A 24,482-nucleotide genomic window follows, 5' to 3' on the forward strand; every position below is an offset into this window, starting at 1 on the left:
GGCCACTCGGCCCGCGGTCCGCCCTCCCTCGGCCCGCGGTCCGCCCTCCCGGCCCGCTCTCACGGTGGCGGAGCCGGTCAGCCCGAGACGTCCGCCGTCGCCCAGCTGTCACGGAAGGCGTAGCGCGCCGGCGCGCTCGCGTACCGCAGGAACGCCGAGCCGCCGGTGACGCCCACCGCGGTGGTCGTGTGGTGGGTGCGGCAGCCCTCGTAGATCATCTTGCCGTTCGTCAGGGACGTGCCGACGCCGCCTACCTGGTGGTAGCCCGCCAGCGTGCAGTCCTGGTAGCGGACGATCGGGATCCGGTTCGAGGCCGGGGTGTAGAGGTGGAAGTTGTAGGGCGCGCCGTCGCTTCCCGACACCGACGCGATGTCGGAACAGGAGGTGAACGTCACCGACCCGAGGCCCCAAGCGCACTCGATGATCTTCTGGTTCGCGCTCTTCTTCGGCTCGAAGCGGACGCCGTTGACGTTCAGCCTCGACGCGGTCGCGTCGCCGTTGGCGGTGGGCATGGAGAAGTATCGCGCCGCCTCCGTGCTGGTCATCGAAAACGAGCCGCCGAACACGTTGATCGAGCCACCCCGGTCGAAGCGGAAGAAGTCGCCCGCCTGGAGCGCGAAGTTGCACGACAGCACGAAGTAGTTGAGGAACTGGTTCTGCTGGCTGTTGCCGGCCGGGTTGGTGATCCCGCAGTGCAGGAAGGCGTCGGTGTACCTCGACGCCGTGTCGGTCGAGCACATGACGAAGTGGTGCTCGCTGTTGTTGTTGGCCTGGGAGTCGCCGTCGATGCCGATGACGCGGTCCCACGTGCCCCGCCACTCGACATTGCGGTAGACGAAGTACTGGTTCTGCCCGGCCCCGTACGTGGGGTACACCGAGGCGCCGTCGACCTGGTCCACCGACCAGTAGTACGCGAAGCGGTTGGCGGCGTTGGTCGAGCGGAAGCTCATGTCCTCGAAGGAGGTGTACCGCAGGCGCACGGCGGCGGTGATGAGGTTGTTCTCGCGCGGGTCGGCGTTCGGGGTGAAGGAGGTCGCGAAGTCGATGTTGGTCACCCGCGGGCCGGCGCCCCGGAAGCGCAGGCCGAACACCTGGTCCGCGGAGCCCGAGGTGGGCGACCACATCAGCGTGTCCTTCTTGGTCACCTTGTAGTTGCCCGGCGGGAAGAACACGTCCTTGCGTACGACGCCGGAGGCGCGGCCGGCGATGGCCGCCGCCACCGCCGCGCGGATCGCGTCGGAGTCGTCGGTGACGCCGTCGCCCTTGGCGCCGTAGTCCTTGACGTCCACGGTGAACACCGACGGGTCGGTGTTGGCCGCCGCAGGCGACGCCGCCAGCAGGTCCAGGGCGCCCGCGCCCGTCGCGGCCAGACCGCCCGCCGCACCGAGGGCGAAGGCCCTGCGGCTCACCGTGCCGGAACGGTCTCCTGTGTCGTGTTCAGGCATGCTGGAAACACTCATTTCGGTCTTGATCGTTGGAGGGGGCGATCAAGGTACCGCAGCTATCCAACGGCGCGGGGACGTTTCGCTCAAGCGGTGCACGAGGGACTCACCGGGACGTCCGGGACTCCGGTCAGGGCGCTGGACGTGCGGGTTCTGCGGGGGAGACTCCGGTCGGGGCGCTGGACGTGCGGGTTCCGCGGGGGAGACTCCGGTCAGGCGCCGGCCGTGGTGAGCGACGCGGCGCGGGACTCGCCGAGGTCGCCGGAGCGGTAGTGGCGGCGGCACAGCACGCGGTAGTGCACCTGCGCCCCGTCGGTGTCGGCGATGACGACCTGCTCGCCGGTGCGTGCCATGACCCCGTCCACGACGCGGGCGTTCAGCCTGCCCTGGCGCCCGCACCAGCACAGCACCTCCACCTGCAGCCGGGACACCTCGTCGGCCAGTTCGAACAGCCGCTGTGCGGCGGGGAACATGTGCGAGCGGAAGTCCGAGGCCAGGCCGAAGGCGTAGACGTCCACGCCGTGCTCGTCCACCAGCTCGGCGAGCTGCTCGATCTGCGTCACCGTGTAGAAGCACGCCTCGTCGCAGATGAGGTAGTCGATGCGGTCGTGGGCGAGCACCAGCCCGACCAGGTCGAGGTCCTCGTCGACCTCGACCGCCGAAAGGCCCAGCCCGATGCGGCTGGTGACGCGCGGGCCGCCCGAGCGGTCGTGCTTGGTCAGCACCAGTCCCCGCCGGCCCTGGCGGCCGTGGTTGTAGTTCATCTGCAACGCGAGCGTGGACTTGCCGCAGTCCATCGGGCCGTGGAAGAACCTCAGCACCGCGTCGCGGTGCGGGGGCGCGGGGACGGCGGACAAGGCGGACGTATCACTCACGGGGCGTCAGCATACAGTTCGCCCGCGCACGAGGGCCGCCTGGCAGGGGCAGGCGGCCGGCCGACCGGTGGCGTCGGTGGGGGTGGTCAGGTGGTGGCGGGCGCCGCGTGGCGGAGGAGGGTGAGGCCGGGGATGGACAGCCGGGCCGCGGGACCGCCGCCGTTCTGTCCCTTCCCACCGTCGAAGCGCAGGACGCCGTCGGTGACGCCCACGTAGACCCCGTCCCCGCCGGGCGTGACCACGGCGCCGCGCGCGGGCGAGGGCAGGCGCCACTCGCGCCGCACGGCCAGCGAGTGCGGGTCGACGGCCCGCAGGGACGGCCCGGCGGCCAGGTACACGAAGCCCTCGGAGGAGGCGAAGACCGACGCGGCCGTCGTGCCCGCCGAGGCCGACGCCGCCGAGGAGCCCTTGGCGGGGGACGCGCCGATCGTCGCGGTGTCGACGATGGTGAGCGACTCGGTGCTCGCCCGCACGAGCGTTCCCCGGCCGTCCTCGTACACGTACAGCGAGCCCGCGGAAAGGGTGAGGGTGTGTCCGGCGGCCGGGGCCCGGCCGAACGGCTCGGGCAGGTCCAGGCAGTACGCCCACCGCTGGTTGAGGTCGAGCACGTGGACGAAGGCGTGCACCCCGGTGCCGCGCCCGGCCAGCAGGTCACGGGTGTGCAGGTGGTTGGGCTGGTGGGTGTAGAGGGTGTAGAGCCGCTGCTGGACGGGGTCGAGCACGGCGGCGCGCCCGTCGCCGCGCATGGTCTCCTCCGCGTCCTCGGGCACCGGCTTCTTGTCGCGGGTGGACAGCGGCCACAGCGCCTTGTGCTCCAGGTCGTAGACCTTCACCTTGTAGCTCTCGGGCGCGGCGGCGGGCAGATACTGCAGGAGGAACAGGCCGTCGCCGACGGCGGTGAACCCGTCGGGCTGGAAATTGCCCTTCAGGCGGACGGTCCTGGGCTTGCGCCCTCCGTCCGGCGCGACGACCACCACGCTGGTCCTGGTGCGCCCCGGCCGGCCGTACGGGGAGGCCGGGGGAGGGGGCGTCAGGGCCACGGCGTTCCCCAGCGAGGACACCACGCGCGGGATCAGGCCACGTGGAACGGTGGTACGAGCGGTCGCCTCGCCGGTCAGGGCGTCCAGCGTCACCAGGTCTCCGGCGGGGGAGACGGTGTACAGGCGCCGCCAGTCCGCCGAGGGCACCGGCCGGTCGGCGGTGAACAGCGTCGTCCCGGTCCCGGCGTCGAAGGCCGCCAGGCGCGCCGAGACGTCGGCGTAGACGATGTGCCGCGCGGCCGGCGGCGTGGCCGCGGCCATGGGCCGGGGTGCGGAAACGGGGGAGGCGGGGGTGCCACCGGGGCCGCCGGTGCACGACGTGAGCAGTGCCGTGCCGGTCAGACCGCCCGTGAGCCTCAGGAAGTCGCGTCGCTCCATGCCCTTCCTACCGCCGCCACGCCCCGCGGGTTCCACCATGGTGCCCGCGGGTTTCAAGGCCCGGCGCGCCGCGGGTCCCGACCGGCTCACCACGGGTTCCGGCCGGGTGCGCCGCGAGGTTCGCGGACGACGTTCCGCGGGTTCCGGTCTGGTGGCGTGCGGAGGACGGCCGGGGCGTATGGACGGCGGAAGCTGCCGACGGATGGGCGATTTCTTGGCGGATCTCGCTGATTCCCGAGGCGGGAACGGTTCAGTAGACACTGAGAGCATGCGCAACGTCCGTATCGGCGTCGACACCGGGGGCACGTTCACCGACGTGGTCATGGTGGACGAGCAGACCGGCGAGATCACCACGACCAAGACCCCTTCCACGCCGGCCGATCCGGCGGAGGGGTTCATGAACGGCGTGCACAAGATCCTCGCCGGACGGCTCCTCGCCGACGTCGCCGGCATCGTGCACGGCACCACCGTCGCGACCAACCAGCTCCTCGAGGACCGCCCCGTCGACCTCGGCTTCGTCACCACCGAGGGCTTCGAGTTCATCCTGGAGATCGCCCGGCAGAGCGTCCCGGACGGGTACGGCAACTCCTACTTCTGGGTCAAGCCGCCCCGCATCGTGCCGGTGCACCGGGTCAGGACCGTCGGCGGGCGGCTGGACCATCTCGGCCGGGAGGTGCGGCCGTTCGACGAGGCGCAGGCCGTCGAGGTGGCACGGTGGTTCCGCGCGCGGGGCGTCACCGCCGTCGGCGTCTGCTTCCTGCACTCCTACGCCGACCCCGGGCACGAACGCGCCATGCGGGCCGTGCTGGAGCGCGAGCACCCGGACGCGGTGGTCTCCCTGTCCAGCGACGTCCTGCGCGAGTACCGCGAGTACGAGCGCTCGGTGACGACCCTGGTCGACGCGGCCGTCAAACCCACCATGCGCCGCTACATCGCCAACCTGTCCTCGCGCCTCGGCATGCCGTTCTCGGTCATGAAGAGCAACGGCGGGGTGCTGTCGGCGGCCGAGGTGGTGCACCAGCCGATCACCACGGTGCTGTCCGGGCCGGCCGCGGGCGCGCTGGGCGCCGCCCTCATCGCGGGCACCGCCGGCCGCCGTTCGGCCATCACGCTGGACGGCGGCGGCACCTCCACCGACGTCGCCGTCGTCGTAGACGGCGAGCCGTCCCTCACCACCGAGGGCTCCGTCGGCCGCTACCCGTGCAAGATTCCGATGATCGACATCGTGACCGTCGGCGCGGGCGGCGGCTCGATCGCGTGGATCTCCCCGGAGGGCACGCTGAAGGTCGGGCCGAGGTCCGCCGGGGCCGACCCCGGCCCGGTCTGCTACGGCAGGGGCGGCACCGAGCTGACCGTCACCGACGCCCACGTGTACCTCGGCCGCGTGCCGCCCCACCTGCTCGGCGGCGAGATCCCGCTGGACGCCGCCGCGGCCGGCGCCGCCGTCGAGGCGCTGGCCGGCAAGCTCGGCCTGTCCCCGGAGCGCACGGCCGTCGGCATCCTGGAGATCAGCGCGTTCAACCAGTCCAACGCCATCCGGCAGATCACGGTCAAGCGCGGCCTGGACGTGCGCGACTTCCCGATGGTGGCCTTCGGCGGGTCGGGGCCGCTGCTGGTCTGCCGCCTCATCGACATCCTGTCCCTGCCGGCGGTGGTCGTGCCCGTCGACCCCGGCAACGTCTCGGCGTTCGGCCTGCTCACGGTGGACGTCAAGAACGACTACGTGCGCACGCACGTGACGCGCGAGCTGTCGCTTGACGCGGCACGGGACGTGTTCGGCGACCTGGAGGCGCAGGCGGCTGACGCGCTGCGGCGCGAGGGGTTCGCCCGCGACCGGCACATCTACGCGCGCAGCGCCGACCTGCGCTACTTCGGGCAGGCGTACGAGGTGCGGGTGCCCGCGCCGTCCGGCCCGCTGGACGAGGCGTGGCGGGCCGAGGTGCTCGGCCGCTTCCACGAGGCCCACCACAAGCTGTACGGGTACGGGTACCGCGACGACCCCCGGCACGCCGTCGAATGGGTCAACCTGCGCGTCTCGGGCATCGGTCCCATCACCCGCCCCGCCCTGCCCGAGCTGCCGATGCCGGCGGACGGCGCGCCACCGCCGCCTCCCGTCCACCGCAGGGTCTACTTCGAAGAGGACCCGGCCCCGCCCGGCCGGCGGGACGGGCGGCCGGACGACAGACCAGACGACACACCGGAAGACCGGCGAGACGACAGATCGGACGGCCGGCGGGACGGCTGGTGGACGGCGCCCGTCCACCAGCGCGGCGACCTGCGCCGCGGCGACGTCGTCACCGGCCCCGCGGTGATCGAGGAGTACGGCTCCACCCTGCCGCTGCATCCCGGCTTCACCGCCGAGGTCGACGCCCATGGAAACCTCGTCGTGCGGTCCGCGAGCCGGTCGCAGGACCCGGTGACGGCCGGCGGGCCGGCCGCGGAGCCCGTGAAGGGAGCGGACGCGTGAGCGAGGTCGACCCGGTGCTGGTGGAGATCGTCGAGGGGACCCTCGCCTCGGTCGAGATGGAGGTCGAGACGGCCATCGCCCGCACGGCCCGCTCGCCGATGATCCGCGACGCGCACGACTTCCGCGCCGGCATCCACGACGCGCGGCTGCGCAAGCTGACCGGCCGCTCCTACTCGGCGCTCGTCCAGCCGATCGTGCGCGACTTCCCGATCGCCGAGATGAACCCCGGCGACGTGTTCTTCCACAACGACGTCTACCTGTCGGAAGGAGGCATCGGCCACCTGCCCGACCTGTGCGTCACCGTCCCGGTGTTCCACGACGGCGAGGTGGTGGCGTTCGTGCAGGCGTTCGGCCACCACGACGACATCGGCGGCGCCGTGCCCGGGTCGATGCCCTCGCGGGCCCGCAGCGCCTTCGAGGAGGGGCTGATGGTCCCGCCGATCAAGCTGTGGGACCGCGGCGTGCCCAACAGGGCCGCCCTGACCATCATGACCCGCAACTCCCGCATGCCCGACTCGCTGGCCGGCGACCTGGACGCCGAGTGCTCGGCCTGCCTGATGGGGGCCCGCCGGCTGGGCGAGCTGTTCGCCCGGTACGGCCGGGCCGCCGTCGAGGGATGCTTCGACGCGATCATCGCCAAGACCACCGAGACCTTCCGGCGCGAGCTGCTGTCCAAGATCCCCGAAGGCGTGCACGTCTGGGAGGACTACGCCGAGCACGACGGCGTCGAGGAGCCCCGGCTGCACGCCCAGCGCATCACGCTCACCGTCGACCACTCGGCGGAGCGGCCGCTGGTGATCGACTTCACCGGCACCTCGCCGCAGGCCAAGGGCCCGATCAACCATGCCGGCGACTACGCGGGCGGCGTCTTCCTGATCAAGTGGCTGGCTCCCATCCTGCGCAATCTCGCCGACACCCCCGAGCGCATGGCCGAGCTGGACGTCAACGAGGGCGTCGTGCCGCTCATCGAGATGAGGTTCCCCGGCAAGGGCACCCTGCTCACCCCGATCTTCCCCGCTCCGACCAACGCGCGCACGTTCGTCATCCTGCGCCTGCTCGGCGTGCTCGCGGGCGCGCTGGCCAAGGCCACCGGCGGCCGCATGCCCGCCGACCAGGAGACCATCCGCTACACCGGCGTGTACGGGGAGGACGAGGAGGGCCGGCCGTACCTGATGCGCGAGGTGCTGGGCGGCGGCTCCGGCGGACGCTGGTACGCCGACGGCGAGGACACCATCCACATCGTCCCCGACTCGCGCAACATCCCCGTGGAGTTCGCCGAGGCGCGCTGGCCGTTCAGGGTCGAACGGCTCGGCCTGGCCCGCGACTCCGGCGGCCCCGGCCTGTACCGGGGCGGCCTCGGCTACGACAAGCACATCCGGATGCTGCGCGACGCCTCGTTCATGTCCATCGCCGACCGGTCCATCCTGGCCTGCTGGGGCGTCAACGGCGGCAGGGCGGGCCGCCCCTTCCTGGTCACCGTCGGCGGCCGGGAGATGGAGGGGCTCGTGGACGACTTCCCGGTCAGGGCCGGCGAGATCGTCCGGGTGCGCACCACCGGGGGCGGTGGCTGGGGCTCGCCCTACGACCGCGACCCCGAGGTGGTGGCCGCCGACGTCCGCGACGGCAAGGTGTCGCCCGAGGGCGCCCGCGCCGACTACGGCGTCGTCCTGGACGGCCCGCCGGACCGGCCGCGCGTGGACGCCGCGGCCACCGAGGCGCTGCGGGCGGAACTGCGCGCCGCCCCCGCGGTCCCCTTCTTCGACCGCGGCCCCGGCTACCCCACCCTGTCCGGCGGCGAACCCCACGCCGACGTCGACCTCCTCGACCCCGACGACGCGGGCAACGCGGGCAACGCGGGCGGCGTCGGCGGCGCGGACTCCCGGACCGGCTGAGCCCGGGAGGCGGGCGGGGCCTTCGGTCACGGGAGCAGCAGGCCCCAGTAGAGGGCCCATGGCAGGAACACGACCCCGCCCGCCAGCAGCAGCCCGAGCCGGACCCGCTCGCCCCGGCCGGGACGCCCCCCGCGGTGGGAAAGGTCTCCGGCGGCGTGGTCGCCGGCGCGGGGCGCCCGGCCGCGGAGCAGGCCCGACGCGACGACGGCGGTCGCGGCCGCCGTGGTCACCGCCAGCGCCTGCAGCGCGAGCCAGATCAGCGGCCGCCCCGCCGCCACCGGTCCCGTGGTGGCCAGTTTGCCTCCGGTCATGACCAGGTAGAACACGTAGCCGAAGGAGCCGGCGACCGAGGTGAGCCCGCCCGCGCTGAGCAGCCGCGCGGCCCGGCCCGCCGCGGGGCGCGCACGGCCCCGCAGGCGCCGCACCAGCGTGGTCGCCGGGTAGGCCGTGAACGCGACCAGCATCAAGGCGAGGGCGGCGGCCTGAGCGTTCGCCGACTCCCACCACGCCGGTGGATCGACGGGCACGGTCGGTGAGGCCTGTACGGGCGCGGGTCCGGAGACGCTCACGAGCGGCGCCTTTCCCGCGATGGCGGCGGCCGTCCAGGACCCCACCAGGTCGGCGTAGCCGGGGGCGAGCTCGGGCAGGCGGGTGACGCCGCCGTCCGGGGTCCGGTGCGCGGCGTGGTCGGCCTCCCCGAAGAAGCGGAAGGTGTAGCGCCGGTTGCCGCCGCTCTCCAGCGCCTTGGCGAGCAGCGGGGGAGTCTCCCGGGGCGGCGTCAGCAGGTCGTGGGTGCCCCAGATGGCCAGGACCGGCTGACGGAGCGACGCCAGGACGGGAGCCGGGTCGTAGTACGGCTCGGGGAACATGCCGCCGTCGGTGATCGCCCGGTACAGGTTCGGCTCGGTCCGGTCGACGAGCGAGCCCGACACGCCCGCTTTGCGCAGTCCGGCCGCCACCGCCCACGTCTGCTGGCGCAGCGGCTGCAGCGCGTTGGCGCCGACCAGCACGACGAACGCGACGTCCGCGGACCGGGAGGCGGCCAGCGGCGCGACCCAGCCGCCCTCGCTGAGCCCCCAGATGCCGACCTTCGCCGGGTCGACGCCCGGCTGGGAGCGAAGCGCCGCCACCGCGCCGAGCGCGTCGTCGGCCAGCTGGGAGTACGACCGGCGGAACAGTGAGTAGCCCACCGACCGCTTGTCGTAGACCAGGACCGACAGGCCCCGGCGGGCGAACTGGACGGCCTCCTCCATGAGCTTCGTCCGCGGCGTTCCGGAGCCGGCGCCGTGCACCAGGACGATGCCCCGGCGCCTTGGCCCGGCGGCGGCGGGGGAGAGCACCGTGCCGCGCATCTCAAGGCCCCCGGCGCCCCGGAACGAGACCTCCCGCGCCGCCAGGTCCGGGGGGACCGCGGGCGACGGCTCGACGAGGCCGTGCGGAACGGCACGCGCCCCGGCGAGGGAGGGGCCGGCGACGGCGTGGGCGGTGGCGGGGACGGCGAGGGAGGGGACGGGGATGGCGGGGACGGTGACGGCGGGGATGGCGAGGGAGGGGGTGGCGAGGGAGGGGGCGGCGACGGCGGGGATGGCGAGCAGGCGGAGCGCGGTCGCGGCGGCCGCGAGGATGCTTGATGTCATATCGCCGAACCTACTCTGCAGAGAGTTCTCGGCAAAGGAGCATCTGCAGATATCCTTCTGCGGTATTAGGCTGCTCCTCATGAAGGATGACGAGCCGTTCCTGCTCGACGACCCCGCGCGGCTGAAGGCCCTGGCCCATCCCATGCGGCGCCGCATGCTGCGCCACCTCAACATGTACGGCCCGGCGACCTCCACCACGCTGGGCGAGCTGCTCGGCGCCAAGACCGGCACGACCAGCTATCACCTGCGCCAGCTGGAGAAGTACGGCTTCATCGAGGAGATCCCCGAGCGCTCGGCGGGCCGTGAGCGCTGGTGGCGCACCGCCGGAGGCCGGGGGGACATCCGGCTCCCCACACCCGACCGGCTCGCCCCCGAGGACCGTCCCGTCCTGGCCGAGTTCCACCGGTTGGGCATGGAGGAGGACCGCCTGCTGTTCGAGCGCTTCCCCGAGGTCCACGCGCGCGACCCCGAATGGGCCACCGGATCACGAGGCTTCGGATGGATGACCAAAGAGGACTTCGCGCGGTTCTACGAGGCGTACATCACCCTGCTCAAGGCGCACACCCACCGCCCCGAGACCGCGCCGCCGGGCGCCAGGCCGGTATATGTCCGCCTTTTCACCCTTCCCGCCGACGACCCCGCCGTCGAATGAGGCCCTGGCGGGCGCACAGTACGGTCAGGAGCGGCAGACGTCCCGGTAGGGGATGCCGGGGAGGTAGCGGGTCCACTCCGCGCGGGTGAGGGTGCGGCCGGCCCGCGCGCACACCGCCGTCGCGGCCGCCCCGGCCCCGGCGGGCAGCCGGTAGAGCGTGCCGCTCTGGTCGGAGATCGTCAGGGCCGAACCGTCCGGGTCGAACGCCATGCTCATGGCGAAGTCGCCGAACAGTTTGACCGGCACGCCGATCCGCCGCTTGGCGTCCACGTCCCACAACTGCACCGTCCTGGACTCGCTCACCGTGGCCAGCAGCCGCCCGTCCGGGGAGAAGGACATGAGCGCGATGGGCTCGGCCACCCCGCGCAGCACCGGCGGCACCGCCGACCTCGTCCGCGTGTCGTACAGCGCCACGCGCCCCGCGCCGCCGCCCGAGGCGAGCAGCCCGCCCGCCGGGCTGACCGCGAGCACGCCCAGCGACGGCGCGCTGTTGAACGGCGGGCCCACCTGCGCGCCGGAGACGGCGTCGAGCAGCCGCCCGGCGGACGTGGCGATCGTGCGCCCACCGGGGGTGAAGGCGATCGCGCCCGGGCCGGCGGCCGGTCGCAGCGTCCTGATCAGCCGCCCCGTGCGGGCGTCCCATTCCAGCAGGGGGAACTCGGCCGACCCGTTGAGGGCGGTGAGGACCGCGGCGTAGGTCGCGCCGTCCTGGCTGAAGACGCCGCCCACCGAGTCGAATCCGGAGGGGAGCCTGTGGCTCCACAGCGGTCTGAGCGACGGGATGTCGAAGGCGCGCAGCGTGCCGCCGGTGACGGTGACCGCCGTCCGGCCTCGGGGGTCGAAATCGGCGGGCACGCCGGAATCGGCCGTGCCGGGAAACACCCCGGCGTACCGGCGCCGCCGCACGTCCCACAGCCGGATCGGGGTGGAGTCGGAGAGCTCGGCGGACATCCACCGGGCGTCCGGGCTCAGGCCCGTCTTGAAGACCTTCCCTCCGGGGCCGGTCGTGGTGACGCGCGGCCGGACGTCGAGGGTGACGACCGTGCCGTCCATCAGGAAGCGCAGGGTGCGGCCGTCGGAGCCCAGGCTCGCGTTGTCGACCTCGCCGTCGGCCCGGTAGGAGAAGATCCGCCGCTGGTCGGCCACCCGCCACACCGTGATGTCGCGGTCGGCGAAGCCAAGCAGGAACCGCCCGTCGGGGCTGAACCGCAGCCCGAGGCTCCCGCCGGCTGCCAGCGCCCCGCCCTCGGGCCAGCGCCAGTCCTCGTCCTCGTGGTAGGGGATGCGCTTGCCGGTGCCCGTGGTGACCAGCCTGACGGTCCACCCGGCACACGCCAGGGTCGCGCCGTCCGCGCTGAAGGCCGCCACACCGGTGTCGCTCGGGCAGGCCTCGCGGAAGCGCCGGTCCTCCGTGCCGCCCGGCAGCCGGTAGGCCCTCAGGCCGTTCTCCACGCCGACCAGCGCCGCCAGGTGCGCCTTGTCCGACACGACCGGGCCTGAGCCCCTCCAGTGGCGGCGGCCGTAGGTGCGGCCCGTCGCGAGGTCCCAGACATAAGGCTCGCTGTCGTCGTCCACGAGGGTGAGCGTGGACCCGCCGGTCCCGAACGCCACCCGGGTCCAGAGCGGCCCGCCCGGCAGCCGCAACCGGCCGCGCACCCTGCCCGCCCGCAGGTCCCACACGATGAGGACGTCCGCTGTGGAGATCGCCACCAGCCGCCCGTCCGAGCTCAGCGCGACCTCCCGCACGTCCAGCCCGCGCGTCGCCGGTGTGGGGACGCGCCTGATCAGCCGGCCCCGCGCCAGGTCGTAGAGGCGGATCTCGCCCGGCGACACGCTGACCATCAGCCGCCCGTCCCCGCTCAGCGCCCTGGACGGAGAGTCACGCACGGGCGGTTCGGTGAACACGGCCGTTTCCGGCTGGTGGAGGGAGGACATCAGGCTGGAACGGGCCTCGGCGCCGCCGTCCAGGCGGTACGCGGCGACGCTGAGGAGCATCGCGGCGGCCGGGTCGGCGGTGCGCAGGGTGCCGGACAGGAAGGCCAGCTCACGGCCCTTGGCCTGGTCGCGCTGCGCGGTGATCTGGTCGCGCTGCTCGGCGACGCGGGCGCCCTGGTAGACCGCGAGGCCCCCGGCCGCGAGCGACACCACGAGCAGGACGGCCAGGGCCGCGGTGAGCAGGCGGCGGCGGCGCGCGCGCCGGCGGGTCAGCGCGGCGGAGGCGTCCAGGAAGTCGCGTTCGAGCGGGTTGAGGGTGAGCCGGCGGCGCCCGGTGGCGGCCCACCGCACGGCGGCGTCGAGGCGGCCGCCCTGCAGCACATCGCCGTCGCGGCGGCCGTGCTCGTCCCACTGCCGCGCCTGCGCCAGGATGCCGGCGTGGACCGGCAGGCCCTCGTGCTCATCCCGCACCCAGGAACGCAGCCTCGGCCACGCGCCCAGCAGCGCCGGGCGGACGAGCCGCACCTCTCCGTCCTGGTGCGAGAGCACGTAGGCGAACACGCGCAGCACGTTCCCGGCGCCCGCCGGTAGTTCGTCGGCCCGCGCCGGGCGGGTGACCGGCTCCCCGTCCGGGCCGATCGCCACCATGCGCAGGAAGACCTCCGGCGCCAGGTCGCGCTCGGCCGGGGAGAGCATGCCGTAGGCGTCCTCGGCGAGCGTGCCCAGGGCGGGATCGCGCGCCTGCGCCGGGCCGACCCGTCCCGCCGCCGCGCTGCCCCGCTCCAGCAGCCGGGCCGTGCCGGCGCCCTCCCCGCCGCTGATCAGCCCGAGCAGCAGGTCGGTCGCGGTGGGACGGTTCTGCGGCTCCTTACGCAGGGCCGCTGCGACCAGCGGGCGCAGGGAGGCGGGCAGGACGTCCAGGTCGGGGTCCACCGACAGCACCCGGTGCATGACCCCGCCCAGGCTCTCGGCCTTGAACGGGTCCTCGCCGGTGGCGGCGAACAGCATGACGCCGCCCCAGGCGAACACGTCGGCGGGCGCCCCCGCGCGCTGCCCGGTGAACACCTCGGGGGCCATGTACGTCGGCGTGCCGGCCACCAGCCCGGTCGTGGTCAGCGACATCTCCAGCGTCCGGGCGATGCCGAAGTCGATCACGCGCGGCCCGTCCGGGCCGAGCAGCACGTTGTCGGGCTTGAGGTCGCGGTGGACCACTCCGGCCTCGTGGACGGCCGCCAGCGCGGTCGCGACCGCCGTGCCCAGGCGGTGCAGGTCGTCGCCGGTGAAGGCGCGCCCGTCCCGCACCGCGCGGCGCAGGCTCGGCCCCTCCACGTACTCGCTGACGATGAACGGCCGCTCGCCGTCCAGCTCGGCGGCGATCACCCGGGCCGTGCAGAAGGAGGCCACCCGCCGCGCCGCCGAGGCCTCCCGGCCGAAACGGTCCCGCAGCTCCGGGTCGCCGGCCGCGCCGCCGTGCACCACCTTGAGCGCGACGCGGCGGCCCTCCTCGTCGTAGGCCTCGTAGACCACGCCCTGGCCGCCGGCGCCCAGCCGTCCCGCCAGCCAGTAGCTGCCCAGGCGCTCCGGATCGTCCGGGCTCAGCCTTTCCGTCATGTGCCGCCCCCTGTCTCCGCATCGCCCCGCAGGCACGACACGGCATTAGATGCGCGCGAGCGGCGCGAGGTTCTTCCATCCGGCCTCCGGGCCGCGGACCGGTCTTTCTGCCCGGTTCGTGGCCGAGGTCCGCGTTCTTCCGGCCGGTCCATGGTCGCAGAGCCGGTCTACCGGCCGGCGGGACCGGCGAGCACGCGGTCCACCTGGCGCAGCAGGCCGCCGGTCGGCGCGCACGCGTCACAGTTCCACACGCGCACGGTTCCGTCGTCGTGCGTGGTGAGCATCCGCCGGCCGTCCTCGGCGAACGAGACGCTCTCGACGCTCGCGCCGAACCCGGAGAAGGTCAGCGGCTGGCCGGCCGTGTCCGACCGCCACACGCGCACTGTGGCGTCGTGCCCGGCCGAGGCCACCCAGCGGCCGTCGGCGCTGAAGGCCACGTACCACACCATGCCCTGGTGGGCCCGGTGCACCAGCGGCGTGCCCCGCCCGTCCGCCGGCCAGACCCGGACGGTGCCGTCGCTGCCGGCGCTCGCCACGCGGCGGCCGTCCGGGCTGAACGCCACCGACCAGACCAGCCCCTGATGGCCGCGCAGCACCACGGGCGGGGCCTCGCCGGTGGTGTCCCACACCCGCACAGTGCCGTCCTGGCCGCCCGTGGCGATGTGGCGCCCGTCCGGGCTGAACGCCGCGAACCGGATCTGGCCCTCGTCGGCCTTGCGGACCAGGGCCGGGCCCGAGCCGTCGGCGGACCAGACGCGCAGAGTGCCGTCGATGCCGGCGGTGGCGACGCGGCGCATGTCCGGGCTGAAGGACACCGTCCACACCACGCCGCTGTGCCCGCGCAGGACGACCGGCGGCGCGGCCCCGTCCACATCCCATATGCGCACGGTGCCGTCCCGGCCCGCGCTCGCCACGTGCCGGCCGTCGGGAGCGGCGGTGACGCCCAGCACCTCGCCGCGACGGCCGCCGGCCACCTCACCGTGGCCGCCGCCGGGCACCTCACCGGGGTGGCCGCCGCCGAGCACCCGCCGCCGCCCGGTCGACAGATCCCAGAGGCCGACCTCGCCGTCCTCGCCGCCGCTGACGATCCGCCGCCCGCCGGGCAGGAAGGCCGCCGACCACACGGCGCCACGGTGACCGCGCAGAATGGTCGAGCCGTCGCGCAGGGACCAGACCCGCACCGTGCCGTCCTCGCCGCCGGAGACCAGTCGCGCCCCGTCCGGGCTGAACGCCACGCTCCACACCACCCGCTGGTGGCCGCGCAGCACCAGCGGATGGCCGCCGCCGTCCGAGCTCCACACCCGCACGGTGGAGTCGTCGCTGGTGGTCGCGAGCCAGTGGCCGTCGGGGCTGAAGTCCAGGCCCTCCACCGTGCCGTCATGGCCGCGGAGCACCACCGGGTCGCCGTGCCCGCCGGCCGGCCAGACGCGCGCCGTGCCGTCGACGCCGGCGCCGGCGCTGGCCACCCGTGTGCCGTCCGGGCTGAACCGCACGGTCTTGACCGCGCCGTCGTGGCCGCGCAGCACCGCCGTGGCCTTCCCCGTGCCGAGGTCCCACAGGCGCACCGTGCGGTCGTGGCCGCCGGTGGCCAGGCGGTGGCCGTCCGGGCTGAAGGCGACGCCCTCCACCGGACCCTCGTGCCCGCGCAGCACCACCGCCCCGCCCGCGCCGCCGGAGTCCTGGACGCGCACGGTGCCGTCCTCGCCGGTGCTGGCGACCCGCCGCCCGTCCGGGCTGAACGCCACGTTCCACACCGTCTTGTGGTGGCCGGTCAGCACGACCGGCGGGGCGGAGCCGTCCAGTGACCACACCCGCACCGTGCCGTCCGAGCCCGCGGTGGCGAGCCGGCGCCCGTCCGGGCTGAAGGCGGGGCTGTGCACGTCGCCCTGGTGCCCGGTCAGCACGAGCGGGACGCCGGACGGCAGCCCGGTGCGGGGGTCGCACGACCACACGCGCACCGTGCCGTCCGAGGCGGTCGCCGCCACGTGGGCGCCCCTGGCGCTCCAGGTCACCCCCATCTGCCGGCCGGTGAGGCCGGGCAGCGACATCAGCATGCGGTCGTCGACCAGCGCCTGGCGCAGCGCGGTCTCCGCCTCGCCGGTGGGACGGACCGCGTACGCCCGCCGCGCCTGCCGCAGCGCCCCCTCCGGGTCGAACTGCGACTGCGTGCGCGACTCGGCCGCGAGCTGCCGCGACACCGCGACGTCGCGCTGAGTGCTGATCTCCCCGGCCTGCATGAGCGCCATGGCCGCCAGCACGCTCACCGCGATGACGGCGCAGGTCAGGCCGCTCAGCGCCAGGACGACCCGCCGCCGGACCGCGCCGCGCTCGCCGGCCTGCTGCCGCCGGCCCGCCGCGAGGAAGTCGCGTTCGAGGTCGTTGAGCCCCTCCAGCGACCGGCCGTCCCAGTGCGCGAGCCGCGCCCCCCGGTACAGGAACGCCGCGTCGCGGCCGTGCTGGTCCCATTCCGCGGCCGCCTCGGTCAGCTTGCGGTGGGCGCGCAGCAGCTCGCGGTCCTCGGCCAGCCAGGAGCGCAGCCGCGGCCAGGTCCGGATCAGCGCCTCGTGGGCGATGGTCACGCTGTCCTGGCCGGCGGTCACCAGCCGCCCCTCGATCAGCCGGTCCAGCACGGCCGCCACCGCGGCGCTGTCCGGGCCGCTCACCAGCTCCGCGCGTCGGGCCCGCCGCCGGGTGTCCTCGGTTCCGTCGCCGGGGGCGATCAGACGCAGCATCACCCGCCGCACCAGGTGCCGCCGCTCGTCCGGCAGCTCGCCGTAGACCCGCTCGGCCGTCATCGCGATCGCCCCGCGCACCCCGCCCGCCGCGCGGTAGCCGGTCACGGTCAGCGAGGAGCCGCGCCGCCGCCGCCAGGTCTCCAGCAGCGTGTGCGAGATCAGGGGCAGCGCGCCGGACTGCTCGCCCACCTCGGTGACCATGATGTCGACCAGCTCGGGGGCCACCTTTCCGCCCACCCGCTCGGCGGGCCCGGTGATGGCCCGCCGCAGGTCCTCCTCCTCCATCGGGCCGACCAGCACCTGACGGTCGCGCATGGCGGCCACCAGGTCGGCGTGGCCGGCGCAGTGGGCGTAGAAGTCGGCGCGCACGCCGAGCACGACCCGCGCCCGCGGCTCGCCGCTCATGGCGACCACCAGCGCGACGAACTCCGCGCGCTCCCGCTCGTCCCGGCAGAGGGTGAAGACCTCCTCGAACTGGTCGACCACCAGCAGCAGGCGGGCCTGCTCCGGCCGCTCGCCGAGCATCCGCGCCACGGCGGACGGCAGGTCGGCGGGGGTGGCGGTCCGGGCCGCCAGGCGCAGGCGGAGCGCCTCCAGCGGGTGCTCGCCGGGCGTCAGCGCGACGACCGGCCAGTGTTCACCGCCGGCCACGCCCCCGGCGGCGACGGCCGGCAGCAGCCCGGCGCGCAGCAGCGAGGACTTCCCCGCCCCCGAAGCCCCGAAGACCGCCAGCAGCGGCGAGGCGGCGAGCCGCGCGCACAGGTCCGCCACCAGCCGTTCGCGCCCGAAGAACAGGTCGGCGTGCTCGGGGCCGAAGGCCGCGAGCCCACGGTAGGGAGCGTCGTCGGCGGGGCGGGCGGGCTGGTCGTCCTCGCGCCGGGCCAGCTCGTCGGCGAGCTTGCGCCAGCGCTCCTCCCACTCCTGGACGTCGCCGCCGCAGGCCCGGACGTAGGCGAGGGTCACCGGCAGGCTCGGCAGGACGTTGCCGCCGGCGGCCTCCGACAGGGCCGTCACCGAGAAGTTCGCCTGGCCGGACAACCGCCGGTAGCTCGGCCGTCCCGCGGCCTCGCGTAATCGCCGCAGTTCGAAGGCGAAGGCGTGCAGCAGATCCTTGTCCGGATCGAGCTCGCGTTCCGGACGTCCCATACCTGCGCTCCCCGTGCGTGTTGTTTGTCCAGTGGGGCAAACCCTCGCTGGACAACCCATGGCCGACTATACCGATAGCGATGCCGCTCGCTGGGAGTAATGGCACGCGGTGCTGGATTGGTGTGAACCGGAATGGAGGCGAGAAGACCACCATGCGAATGAGGGGAATGATCGCTTTCGTGCCCGGGTTCACCTTGGCGTTCGCGGCGTGCTCCGCCGGGGCCGGCGAGTTCGCCTTCATCCGTCCGTCATGCCGGGCGGGCCGCGCGGCCTGCCCGCCACCCCGGGCGGGACCGAGATGCGCGATCCCGCGACGGTGCCCCCGGCGCCGGCCGCGCCCGTCCACGGGCACGGCCTGACACGTTCCACTCCAGCTCACGGAGCGAGGGCGCGAGATGTCCCCGGCTCGCCCGCGCGAAAGGGGCCCGTGTGCCGGACGCCGTGCCACCACAAGGGCACGGCGGTGGAACGAGGTGCCGCGCCGGTCGCACCTGAAGCGGGATCATCCACGGTCGCCCTCGCGGAGGGCGACCTACACGAAGCCACCCTGGAAGGCACCGCACCGCCTCGGGCAACCCCCTCCTGCTCGGCCGGTGCGAGCCCAAGGACGGAAGACAGGCGCCCTCCCCGCCATCCCGGCCAAGCCGGGGGGCTTCCCCGGGGCGGCGCGTCTGGCCGTTTCCGTCCTGCCTCACACGGCCTCGCCCCCGGTCTCGATACCTCCCGAGAACCGGGGGTGAGGCCGTGTGGCGGTTTTATGCTGCTAAATCGATTTGTGGGTGATAAGCGACGGCAAAGAGGGCCGATGGGGGGAAATATCGTATAAATCCACAGGCCCGCACCGGCCGTTGACAGGTCTCCCGAAGCGGCGGACCGGCCCCTCCAGCACGGTGCGGACGCCCGATCAGATCACCCGCCGCCGGTCCACCGGATCCACGACAAGGCGGAGGTGGTCCACGTTCGAGTCGCCGTACGGGCGTCCGACCAGGTCGAAGATGGTGCGGTGGGTCATTCGCCGTGCGCTCCCGGGTGGGCGTGCCCGTGCGGCGTCCGGGGCGGCGCACTGCCAAGATGGCTGGTCATGAGGACGCTCTATCCACCGCTCGAACCCTACGACTCCGGCATGCTCGACGCCGGCGACGGCGACCAGGTCTACTGGGAGGTCTGCGGCAACCCCGACGGCAGGCCCGTGGTCATGGTGCACGGAGGGCCGGGTGGTGGCTGCACCCCCGACCACCGCCGCCAGTTCGACCCCGAGGCCTACCGCATCGTGCTGTTCGACCAGCGCAACTGCGGGCGCAGCCTGCCGCACGCGAGCGACCCCGCCGTGTCTCTGGAGCACAACACCACGTGGAACCTCGTCGCCGACATGGAACGCCTGCGTGAGCATCTCGGCATCGAGCGCTGGCAGGTCTTCGGCGGCTCGTGGGGCAGCGCCCTCTCCCTCGCCTACGCCCAGACCCACCCCGGCCGGGTGACCGAGCTCGTGCTGCGCGGCATCTTCACGCTCCGGCCCCTGGAACTGCGGTGGTTCTACCAGGAGGGCGCCTCGCTGGTCTACCCCGATCTGTGGGAGAGCTACATCGCGCCGATCCCGCACGACGAACGCGGCGACCTCATCGGCGCCTTCCACCGCCGGCTCAACGACCCCGACCCGGACGTACGGCTGCCCGCCGCCCGCGCGTGGAGCGTCTGGGAAGGTTCCACGATCACCGTGCGCCCGAACCCGGACATCATCGCCACCCACGGCGAGGACGACTACGCGGTGGCCTTCTCCCGCATCGAATGCCACTACTTCGTCAACAACGGCTTCCTCGAGGACGAGCAGCTGCTGCGCGACGTCGACAAGATCAGGCACATCCCCTGCGTCATCGTTCAGGGCCGCTACGACATGTGCACCCCGGCCAGAACCGCCTGGGACCTGCACCGCGCCTGGCCCGAAGCCGAGTTCCACATGGTCCCCGACGCCGGCCACGCCTACTCCGAACCGGCCATCCTCGACCGCCTCATCACCACCACCGACCAGTTCGCCCGCAAACCCGCCTGACCCCGCCGCCCCGCCGCTTCAACGCCCACCGTCGTCCGTCGTCGTCCGTCGTCCGTCCGTCCGTCGTCGTCCGTCCGTCGCCTTCCGTCCGTTCTCCGGCCGTCCGAGGCCTTCGGCGCTCTCCGGGACGCCCCGAAGATCTTCCGAAGCGTTTTCGAAGACCGCCGCGCCACGATGGCCGGGAAGTTCTCACCACCGCACCGGAGGTTCCAATGGCGAACGGGCAGACATCAGGCGAGCGGAACTCCGAGACCCAGGTGCTGCGGGACGCGCTGGTCGTCCCCATCCGCATGAGCATCGTCTGGAATGCTCCCCGCGGCTCCAGGGAACTCGCCGTGACGGGCGCCGAAGGGCGCTGACGCAGACGTTCCCGGCCCTGGGCCCTCCCACGCTCACAGGGCCGGGAACCCTCATCCCGAAGGCGGACTCCACCGCCGCCGCCTCCACGCCCCGGCGAAACCGCGACCCCGGCCGCCCTCCCCAGCCGGTCCGAGGCCCACGGTCCCGTCCATACGAACCCGTACCTGGCCCGCCTTCCCCAGCCGGTCCTAGGCGACGGTCTCGTTATCACGATCCCGTACTCGGCCCGCCTTCCCCGGCCGGTCCGAGGCGACGGTCTCGTCCGGCAGAACCCGCACCACGGCCCGGTTCCCCAGCCGCGCCGTGGACCGCGGTCTCGACCCGCCGGCCGGCCACCCGGCCGGAGGTTTCCGCCACCCGGGCGACCTTCTGAGGAGAAGCCCATGACACACGGTTCCACGAAGTCCACGCGCAGCGCCGAGACCCGGATCCTGCGGGACTCTCTGACGCTCCCCATCCGCATGAGCATCACCTGGAACGCCCCCCGCAGCCCGAAGGAACTCGCCTTCGCGGACGCCGAGCAGCACTGATCCACGGGTCCTCCGGCCCCGGGAACCCCAAGATCCCGAGGCCGGAGGGCCTCCCGTCTCGTGAAGGTCACCCTCCCCATGACGTCCTTCTCGTTCCGCGCCTGCTTCGACGGCGTCGTCCCCCCGACGGCCGCCGACCCGTCGGCGCTCGGAACGCCGCCCTTCCGCGCCGTCTCGTACTGCGAGCCCTTCCGCGCCGCCTCCGGCTACGGCTGGTACCTGTACCCGCCGGTGGACTGCTACATCAAGTGGGACGGCGCCGCGTTCCACTGGCTGATGGAGAACGCGGACGACTGGATGCCGCTGACCACCATCGCCGCGCAGACGCTGATCCGGCTGACCGGCGCGGAGCCCACCGACGACGCCTTCCTCGGGCTGCCGGTCTTCTCCACCCCTCCCGAGCCCGGCCTGCTGCAGATCTGGACCGGTCTGGTGGCCGTCACACCGCCCGAATGGAGCCTCCTGGTGCGCGGCGTGCCCAACCTGCCCGGCAGCATCACCTACGAGGTGCAGGACGGCATCCTGGAGACCGGCTGGTGGCACGGCCCCGTCCTGGGCAACCTGCGCTTCCGTCGCACCGACGAAGTCGTCCAGCTCTCGCGCAGGATGCCGCTGTTCGCCGTCCAGCCGGTGCCCTGCGCGGCCTACCAGGGCAAACTGCTCCGGCAGACCGAGTTCGTGCCGGTGAGCGACGAAAGCCGCGCGGAGACCGCCAAGATGATCTCCGACGCGTTCTCCGTCCGCGACGACGACAGCCCCGGAGGCTACCGCCGGGAGGTCTCGCGCCGACGACGCGCATGAGACCAGGTGACCCCAGTAGCCTTGGCGCAGGCCGAAGAAGGGGCTCACCGGGTGCGTTTCCGCTATCAGCTGCTGGGGCCGGTCACGGTGTCCGGCGCGGACGGGCCGCTGCGTCTCGGCGGTCCCAAACAACGGGCGGTGCTGGCCGCCCTGCTGCTGAACGCCAACCGGGTGGTGGCCGAGGAGCGGCTGTTCGACCATGTGTGGGGCGAGGACCCCCCGCCCAGCGTCCGCGGGCAGCTCCACGTCCACATCTCCGACCTGCGCAAGATCATCGGCCGTGACGCGATCGTCCGGCGCCGCCCCGGTTACCTCCTGCAGATGCGCCCGGGGGAGCTCGACCTCGACGCCTTCGACGACGCCGTCGCCGGGGCCCACGCCGAGCTGGCCGCCGGCCAGGCCGACTCCGCCGCCCACCGGCTGCGCGCCGCGCTGGCGATGTGGCAGGGCGCCGCGCTCGGCGGCGTCACCGAGCCGCTCCTGGCGCTCGAAGGCCCCGCGTTGCGCGAACGGCGGCTCAGCGCGCTGGAGGACTATTTCCACGCCCAGCTCGACGCCGGGTGGCACATCCACGCCGTCGGCGAGTTGCGCCGCGCCGCAGAGGAGAACCCGTTCAGGGAGCGTCTCCAATCGTTGCTGATGCTGGCGCTGCACCACTGCGGGCGCACTCCCGAAGCGCTGGAGGTGTACGCCGCCGCCCGCGAGCGCCTCACCTCCGAGCTCGGCATCGAGCCCGGCGCGCTGCTCCGCGACACCCAGCTGCGGCTGCTGCGCCACCGCGACCGCGACGCCGGCGTCGGCGCCGAACTGCCCGGTTTCGGCGCCATCACCCCGAGGCAGCTGCCCGCCGACGTCATATCGTTCGTCGGCCGCGCCGGCCCCCTCGCCCGCCTCGACGCGCTGCTGCCGCGCGACGGCGGGCCGTCCACCGCCGTCGTCGCCGCGATCGGCGGCGGCGCCGGCGTGGGCAAGACGTCGCTCGCCGTGCACTGGGGGCACCGCGTCCGCGACCGCTTCCCCGACGGGCAGCTGTATGTGAACCTGCGCGGCTTCGACCCGGAGAGCTCGATGATGACCCCCGCCGAGGCCGTCTGCGGGTTCCTGGAGGCGTTCGGAGTGTCCGGGCAGCGCATCCCCGCCGGCGAGGCCGCGCGGTTCAGCCTCTACCGCAGCCTGCTCGCCGGCAAGCGCGTGCTCGTCCTGCTCGACAACGCGCGGGACGCCGACCAGGTGCGGCCCCTGCTGCCCGGCGACCCCGGATGCCTCACGGTGGTCACCAGCCGCGACCAGATGGCCGGGCTCGTCGCCGTCGAAGGAGCCCAGCCGATCAGCCTCGACCTGCTGTCCGCCGCCGAGTCTCGCGAGCTGATGGCGCGCCGCCTCGGCGCGGGCCGGGTCGCCGCCGAGGCACGCGCCGTCGACCGCATCGGTGACCTGTGCGCCCGCCTCCCCCTCGCACTCGCCATCGTGGCCGCCCGCGCCGCCACCAACCCGACCTTCCCGCTCGCCGCCCTCGCCGACGAGCTGCGCGAGGCCCACGGAGACCTCGACGCCTTCGACGGCGGCGACCCGGCGAGCAACGTGCGCACCACCTTCTCCTGGTCGTACCGCACCCTCAGCCCGGACGCGGCCCGGCTGTTCCGGCTGCTCGGCCTGCACCCCGGCCGGTACGTCGCGGGCGGCGTCGCGGTCAGCCTGGCCGGCCTGCCGGTACGGCGCACCCGCGCGCTGCTGGCCGAACTCACGCGCGCGCAACTCGTCACCGAGTACACCCCCGGGCGCTACACCCTGCACGACCTGCTGCGCGTCTACGCCACCGAGCTGGCCCACACCCACGACCCAGAGGCCGAACGGCGCGGCGCGACGCACCGCCTGCTCGACCACTACCTGCACACCGCGCACTCGGCGGGCCACCGCTTCTCCTCGCAGCCGCCGATGCCTCTGGACCCCGCCCTGGACGGCGTCGTCCCCGAGGCGCTCACCGAACAGCAGGCCGTCGACTGGTTCGCCGCCGAGTACCCCGTCATCCTCGCGGCCATCGACCAGGCCGTCGACGCCGGGTTCCCCACGCGCGCCTGGCAGCTCGTCTGCACCCTGACCACCACCTTCTTCCACCAGCGCGGCGGCTGGCTCAACGAGGCGATGACGACCTATCGCCGGGTCCTCGACGCCGCCGTGCGCCGCGGCGACCTCACCGGGCAGGCCCATAGCCACCGTGGCCTCGCCCTGGTCCATGCCGGTCTCGGCCACATCGGCCAGGCCGACACCCACCTGCGCCGGGCCGTCGACCTGTTCGGCCGTCTCGGCGACCTCGCCTACGAGGCCGACGCCAACCAGGGCCTCACCTGGGTGAGCGACCAGCAGGGATGCTTCGAGCTGGTGCTCCACCACGCCGAGCGGGCCCTGGAGCTGTTCACGGCCGCCGGTCATCGTCCCGGCCAAGCCGTCGCGCTCAACAACGTCGGCTGGGGCCACGCCCGGCTCGGCGACCACGAACGCGCCCTGTACTACTGCCACAAGTCCCTCGAACTGTGCGAGGAGTTCCCCGACCAGATCGGCAAGGCCACCATCCGCGACAGCCTCGGGTACGCCCATCACCAACTCGGCCACTACGAGGAGGCCGTCACCCGCTACCGGCAGGCCCTGGAGCTGTACCGCCGCTCGGGCAGCATGTACTACGAGACCCGCACTCTCAGCCGTCTCGGCGACGCCTACCAGGCCATGGGCGACCCTGCCGCCGCCCAGCACGCCTGGCGCCAGGCCCTGAGCATCCTGGACGACCTCGCCCACCCCGACGCCACCCTGCTCCGCGCCAAACTGCCCCCCACCCCGCCGCTTCCCGCCGGCGCCCCCACCCCTCCTCTCGTCACCTCGTGACCGCGCGCTGAGGCGCCGCGACGGCCGAAGGCGTACGGCCTACCGGCGTCCTCCCAG

14 protein-coding genes are annotated in these 24,482 nt (G+C 73.8%); 8 read left to right on the top strand and 6 right to left on the bottom strand.

The genetic code is table 11. The annotated features are described in order from the left end of the window. Nucleotides 1–77: 77 nt before the first annotated feature. From ACFQSB_RS04490 to ACFQSB_RS04500, 3 genes are all read right to left on the bottom strand, one after another. Nucleotides 78–1,445 carry a glycosyl hydrolase family 28-related protein gene (locus ACFQSB_RS04490; protein WP_380824375.1) on the bottom strand — a complete coding sequence of 456 codons (1,368 nt, stop codon included), beginning with the start codon at nucleotides 1,443–1,445 and terminating at the stop codon, nucleotides 78–80. A 209-nt stretch (nucleotides 1,446–1,654) separates the two neighbouring features. Beyond that, nucleotides 1,655–2,317 carry a thymidine kinase gene (locus tag ACFQSB_RS04495; protein ID WP_380824377.1) on the bottom strand — a complete coding sequence of 221 codons (663 nt, stop codon included), beginning with the start codon at nucleotides 2,315–2,317 and terminating at the stop codon, nucleotides 1,655–1,657. Between the two features lie 86 nt (nucleotides 2,318–2,403). Then, nucleotides 2,404–3,735, bottom strand: coding sequence for a hypothetical protein (locus ACFQSB_RS04500; protein WP_380824378.1), 1,332 nt, complete (start codon nucleotides 3,733–3,735; stop codon nucleotides 2,404–2,406). Nucleotides 3,736–4,003: 268 nt separating this feature from the next. Between ACFQSB_RS04500 and ACFQSB_RS04505 the strand changes: the two genes are divergently transcribed. Together ACFQSB_RS04505 and ACFQSB_RS04510 are read left to right on the top strand one after the other, a co-directional pair. After that, nucleotides 4,004–6,202 (top strand): hydantoinase/oxoprolinase family protein, encoded by a 2,199-nt coding sequence (locus tag ACFQSB_RS04505; protein WP_380824380.1) that lies wholly within the window; start codon nucleotides 4,004–4,006, stop codon nucleotides 6,200–6,202. Next, nucleotides 6,199–8,094, top strand: coding sequence for a hydantoinase B/oxoprolinase family protein (locus ACFQSB_RS04510; RefSeq protein WP_380824381.1), 1,896 nt, complete (start codon nucleotides 6,199–6,201; stop codon nucleotides 8,092–8,094). Before ACFQSB_RS04505 ends, ACFQSB_RS04510 begins: the two co-directional genes overlap by 4 nt. A 26-nt stretch (nucleotides 8,095–8,120) precedes the next feature. Here the strand turns inward: ACFQSB_RS04510 and ACFQSB_RS04515 are convergent, their stop codons facing one another. Next, on the bottom strand, nucleotides 8,121–9,731 hold the full coding sequence (locus ACFQSB_RS04515; protein WP_380824383.1) for an alpha/beta hydrolase family protein: 1,611 nt from the start codon (nucleotides 9,729–9,731) through the stop codon (nucleotides 8,121–8,123). A gap of 79 nt (nucleotides 9,732–9,810) precedes the next feature. On the opposite strand from ACFQSB_RS04515, the gene ACFQSB_RS04520 reads away from it, so the two are divergent. Beyond that, entirely contained in the window at nucleotides 9,811–10,383 is a 573-nt protein-coding gene (locus ACFQSB_RS04520) for an ArsR/SmtB family transcription factor (protein WP_380824385.1), read from the top strand. Nucleotides 10,384–10,407: 24 nt separating this feature from the next. Here ACFQSB_RS04520 and ACFQSB_RS04525 read toward each other — a convergent pair whose 3' ends face one another. Together ACFQSB_RS04525 and ACFQSB_RS04530 are read right to left on the bottom strand one after the other, a co-directional pair. After that, a complete protein-coding gene (locus tag ACFQSB_RS04525; RefSeq protein ID WP_380824386.1) occupies nucleotides 10,408–13,929 on the bottom strand; it encodes a WD40 repeat domain-containing serine/threonine protein kinase in 3,522 nt (1,173 codons plus the stop codon). 167 nt (nucleotides 13,930–14,096) lie between these two features. Further along, on the bottom strand, nucleotides 14,097–17,810 hold the full coding sequence (locus tag ACFQSB_RS04530; protein ID WP_380824387.1) for an nSTAND1 domain-containing NTPase: 3,714 nt from the start codon (nucleotides 17,808–17,810) through the stop codon (nucleotides 14,097–14,099). A gap of 1,081 nt (nucleotides 17,811–18,891) precedes the next feature. On the opposite strand from ACFQSB_RS04530, the gene pip reads away from it, so the two are divergent. The 5 genes from pip (at nucleotide 18,892) to ACFQSB_RS04555 (ending at nucleotide 24,425) form a co-directional block, all read left to right on the top strand. Continuing rightward, nucleotides 18,892–19,857, top strand: a complete 966-nt coding sequence (gene pip / locus ACFQSB_RS04535; RefSeq protein ID WP_380824389.1) for a prolyl aminopeptidase — start codon at nucleotides 18,892–18,894, stop codon at nucleotides 19,855–19,857. Nucleotides 19,858–20,069: 212 nt separating this feature from the next. Beyond that, on the top strand, nucleotides 20,070–20,216 hold the full coding sequence (locus ACFQSB_RS04540) for a hypothetical protein (RefSeq protein ID WP_380824390.1): 147 nt from the start codon (nucleotides 20,070–20,072) through the stop codon (nucleotides 20,214–20,216). A gap of 384 nt (nucleotides 20,217–20,600) precedes the next feature. Continuing rightward, nucleotides 20,601–20,747, top strand: coding sequence for a hypothetical protein (locus ACFQSB_RS04545; RefSeq protein ID WP_354925187.1), 147 nt, complete (start codon nucleotides 20,601–20,603; stop codon nucleotides 20,745–20,747). A gap of 78 nt (nucleotides 20,748–20,825) precedes the next feature. Continuing rightward, the gene (locus tag ACFQSB_RS04550) at nucleotides 20,826–21,548 is read left to right on the top strand and encodes a hypothetical protein (RefSeq protein ID WP_380824391.1); all 723 of its coding nucleotides are present in this window, start codon (nucleotides 20,826–20,828) and stop codon (nucleotides 21,546–21,548) included. Between the two features lie 51 nt (nucleotides 21,549–21,599). Further along, nucleotides 21,600–24,425: an AfsR/SARP family transcriptional regulator gene (locus tag ACFQSB_RS04555; protein ID WP_380824393.1), complete on the top strand. Its 2,826-nt coding sequence runs from the start codon at nucleotides 21,600–21,602 to the stop codon at nucleotides 24,423–24,425. Nucleotides 24,426–24,482: the final 57 nt, after the last annotated feature.

This window comes from Sphaerisporangium rhizosphaerae, from assembly GCF_042665155.1.
GTDB lineage: Bacteria > Actinomycetota > Actinomycetes > Streptosporangiales > Streptosporangiaceae > Sphaerisporangium > Sphaerisporangium rhizosphaerae.

What these genes read in the sequence shown, in the direction of transcription:
- ACFQSB_RS04530 (WP_380824387.1), bottom strand. Translation starts at nt 17,810, where the DNA reads ATGGGACGTCCGGAACGCGAGCTCGATCCGGACAAGGATCTGCTGCAC.
- ACFQSB_RS04525 (WP_380824386.1), bottom strand. Translation starts at nt 13,929, where the DNA reads ATGACGGAAAGGCTGAGCCCGGACGATCCGGAGCGCCTGGGCAGCTAC.
- ACFQSB_RS04545 (WP_354925187.1), top strand. Translation starts at nt 20,601, where the DNA reads ATGACACACGGTTCCACGAAGTCCACGCGCAGCGCCGAGACCCGGATC.
- ACFQSB_RS04550 (WP_380824391.1), top strand. Translation starts at nt 20,826, where the DNA reads ATGACGTCCTTCTCGTTCCGCGCCTGCTTCGACGGCGTCGTCCCCCCG.
- ACFQSB_RS04515 (WP_380824383.1), bottom strand. Translation starts at nt 9,731, where the DNA reads ATGACATCAAGCATCCTCGCGGCCGCCGCGACCGCGCTCCGCCTGCTC.
- ACFQSB_RS04505 (WP_380824380.1), top strand. Translation starts at nt 4,004, where the DNA reads ATGCGCAACGTCCGTATCGGCGTCGACACCGGGGGCACGTTCACCGAC.
- ACFQSB_RS04500 (WP_380824378.1), bottom strand. Translation starts at nt 3,735, where the DNA reads ATGGAGCGACGCGACTTCCTGAGGCTCACGGGCGGTCTGACCGGCACG.
- ACFQSB_RS04490 (WP_380824375.1), bottom strand. Translation starts at nt 1,445, where the DNA reads ATGCCTGAACACGACACAGGAGACCGTTCCGGCACGGTGAGCCGCAGG.
- ACFQSB_RS04540 (WP_380824390.1), top strand. Translation starts at nt 20,070, where the DNA reads ATGGCGAACGGGCAGACATCAGGCGAGCGGAACTCCGAGACCCAGGTG.
- ACFQSB_RS04520 (WP_380824385.1), top strand. Translation starts at nt 9,811, where the DNA reads ATGAAGGATGACGAGCCGTTCCTGCTCGACGACCCCGCGCGGCTGAAG.
- pip (WP_380824389.1), top strand. Translation starts at nt 18,892, where the DNA reads ATGAGGACGCTCTATCCACCGCTCGAACCCTACGACTCCGGCATGCTC.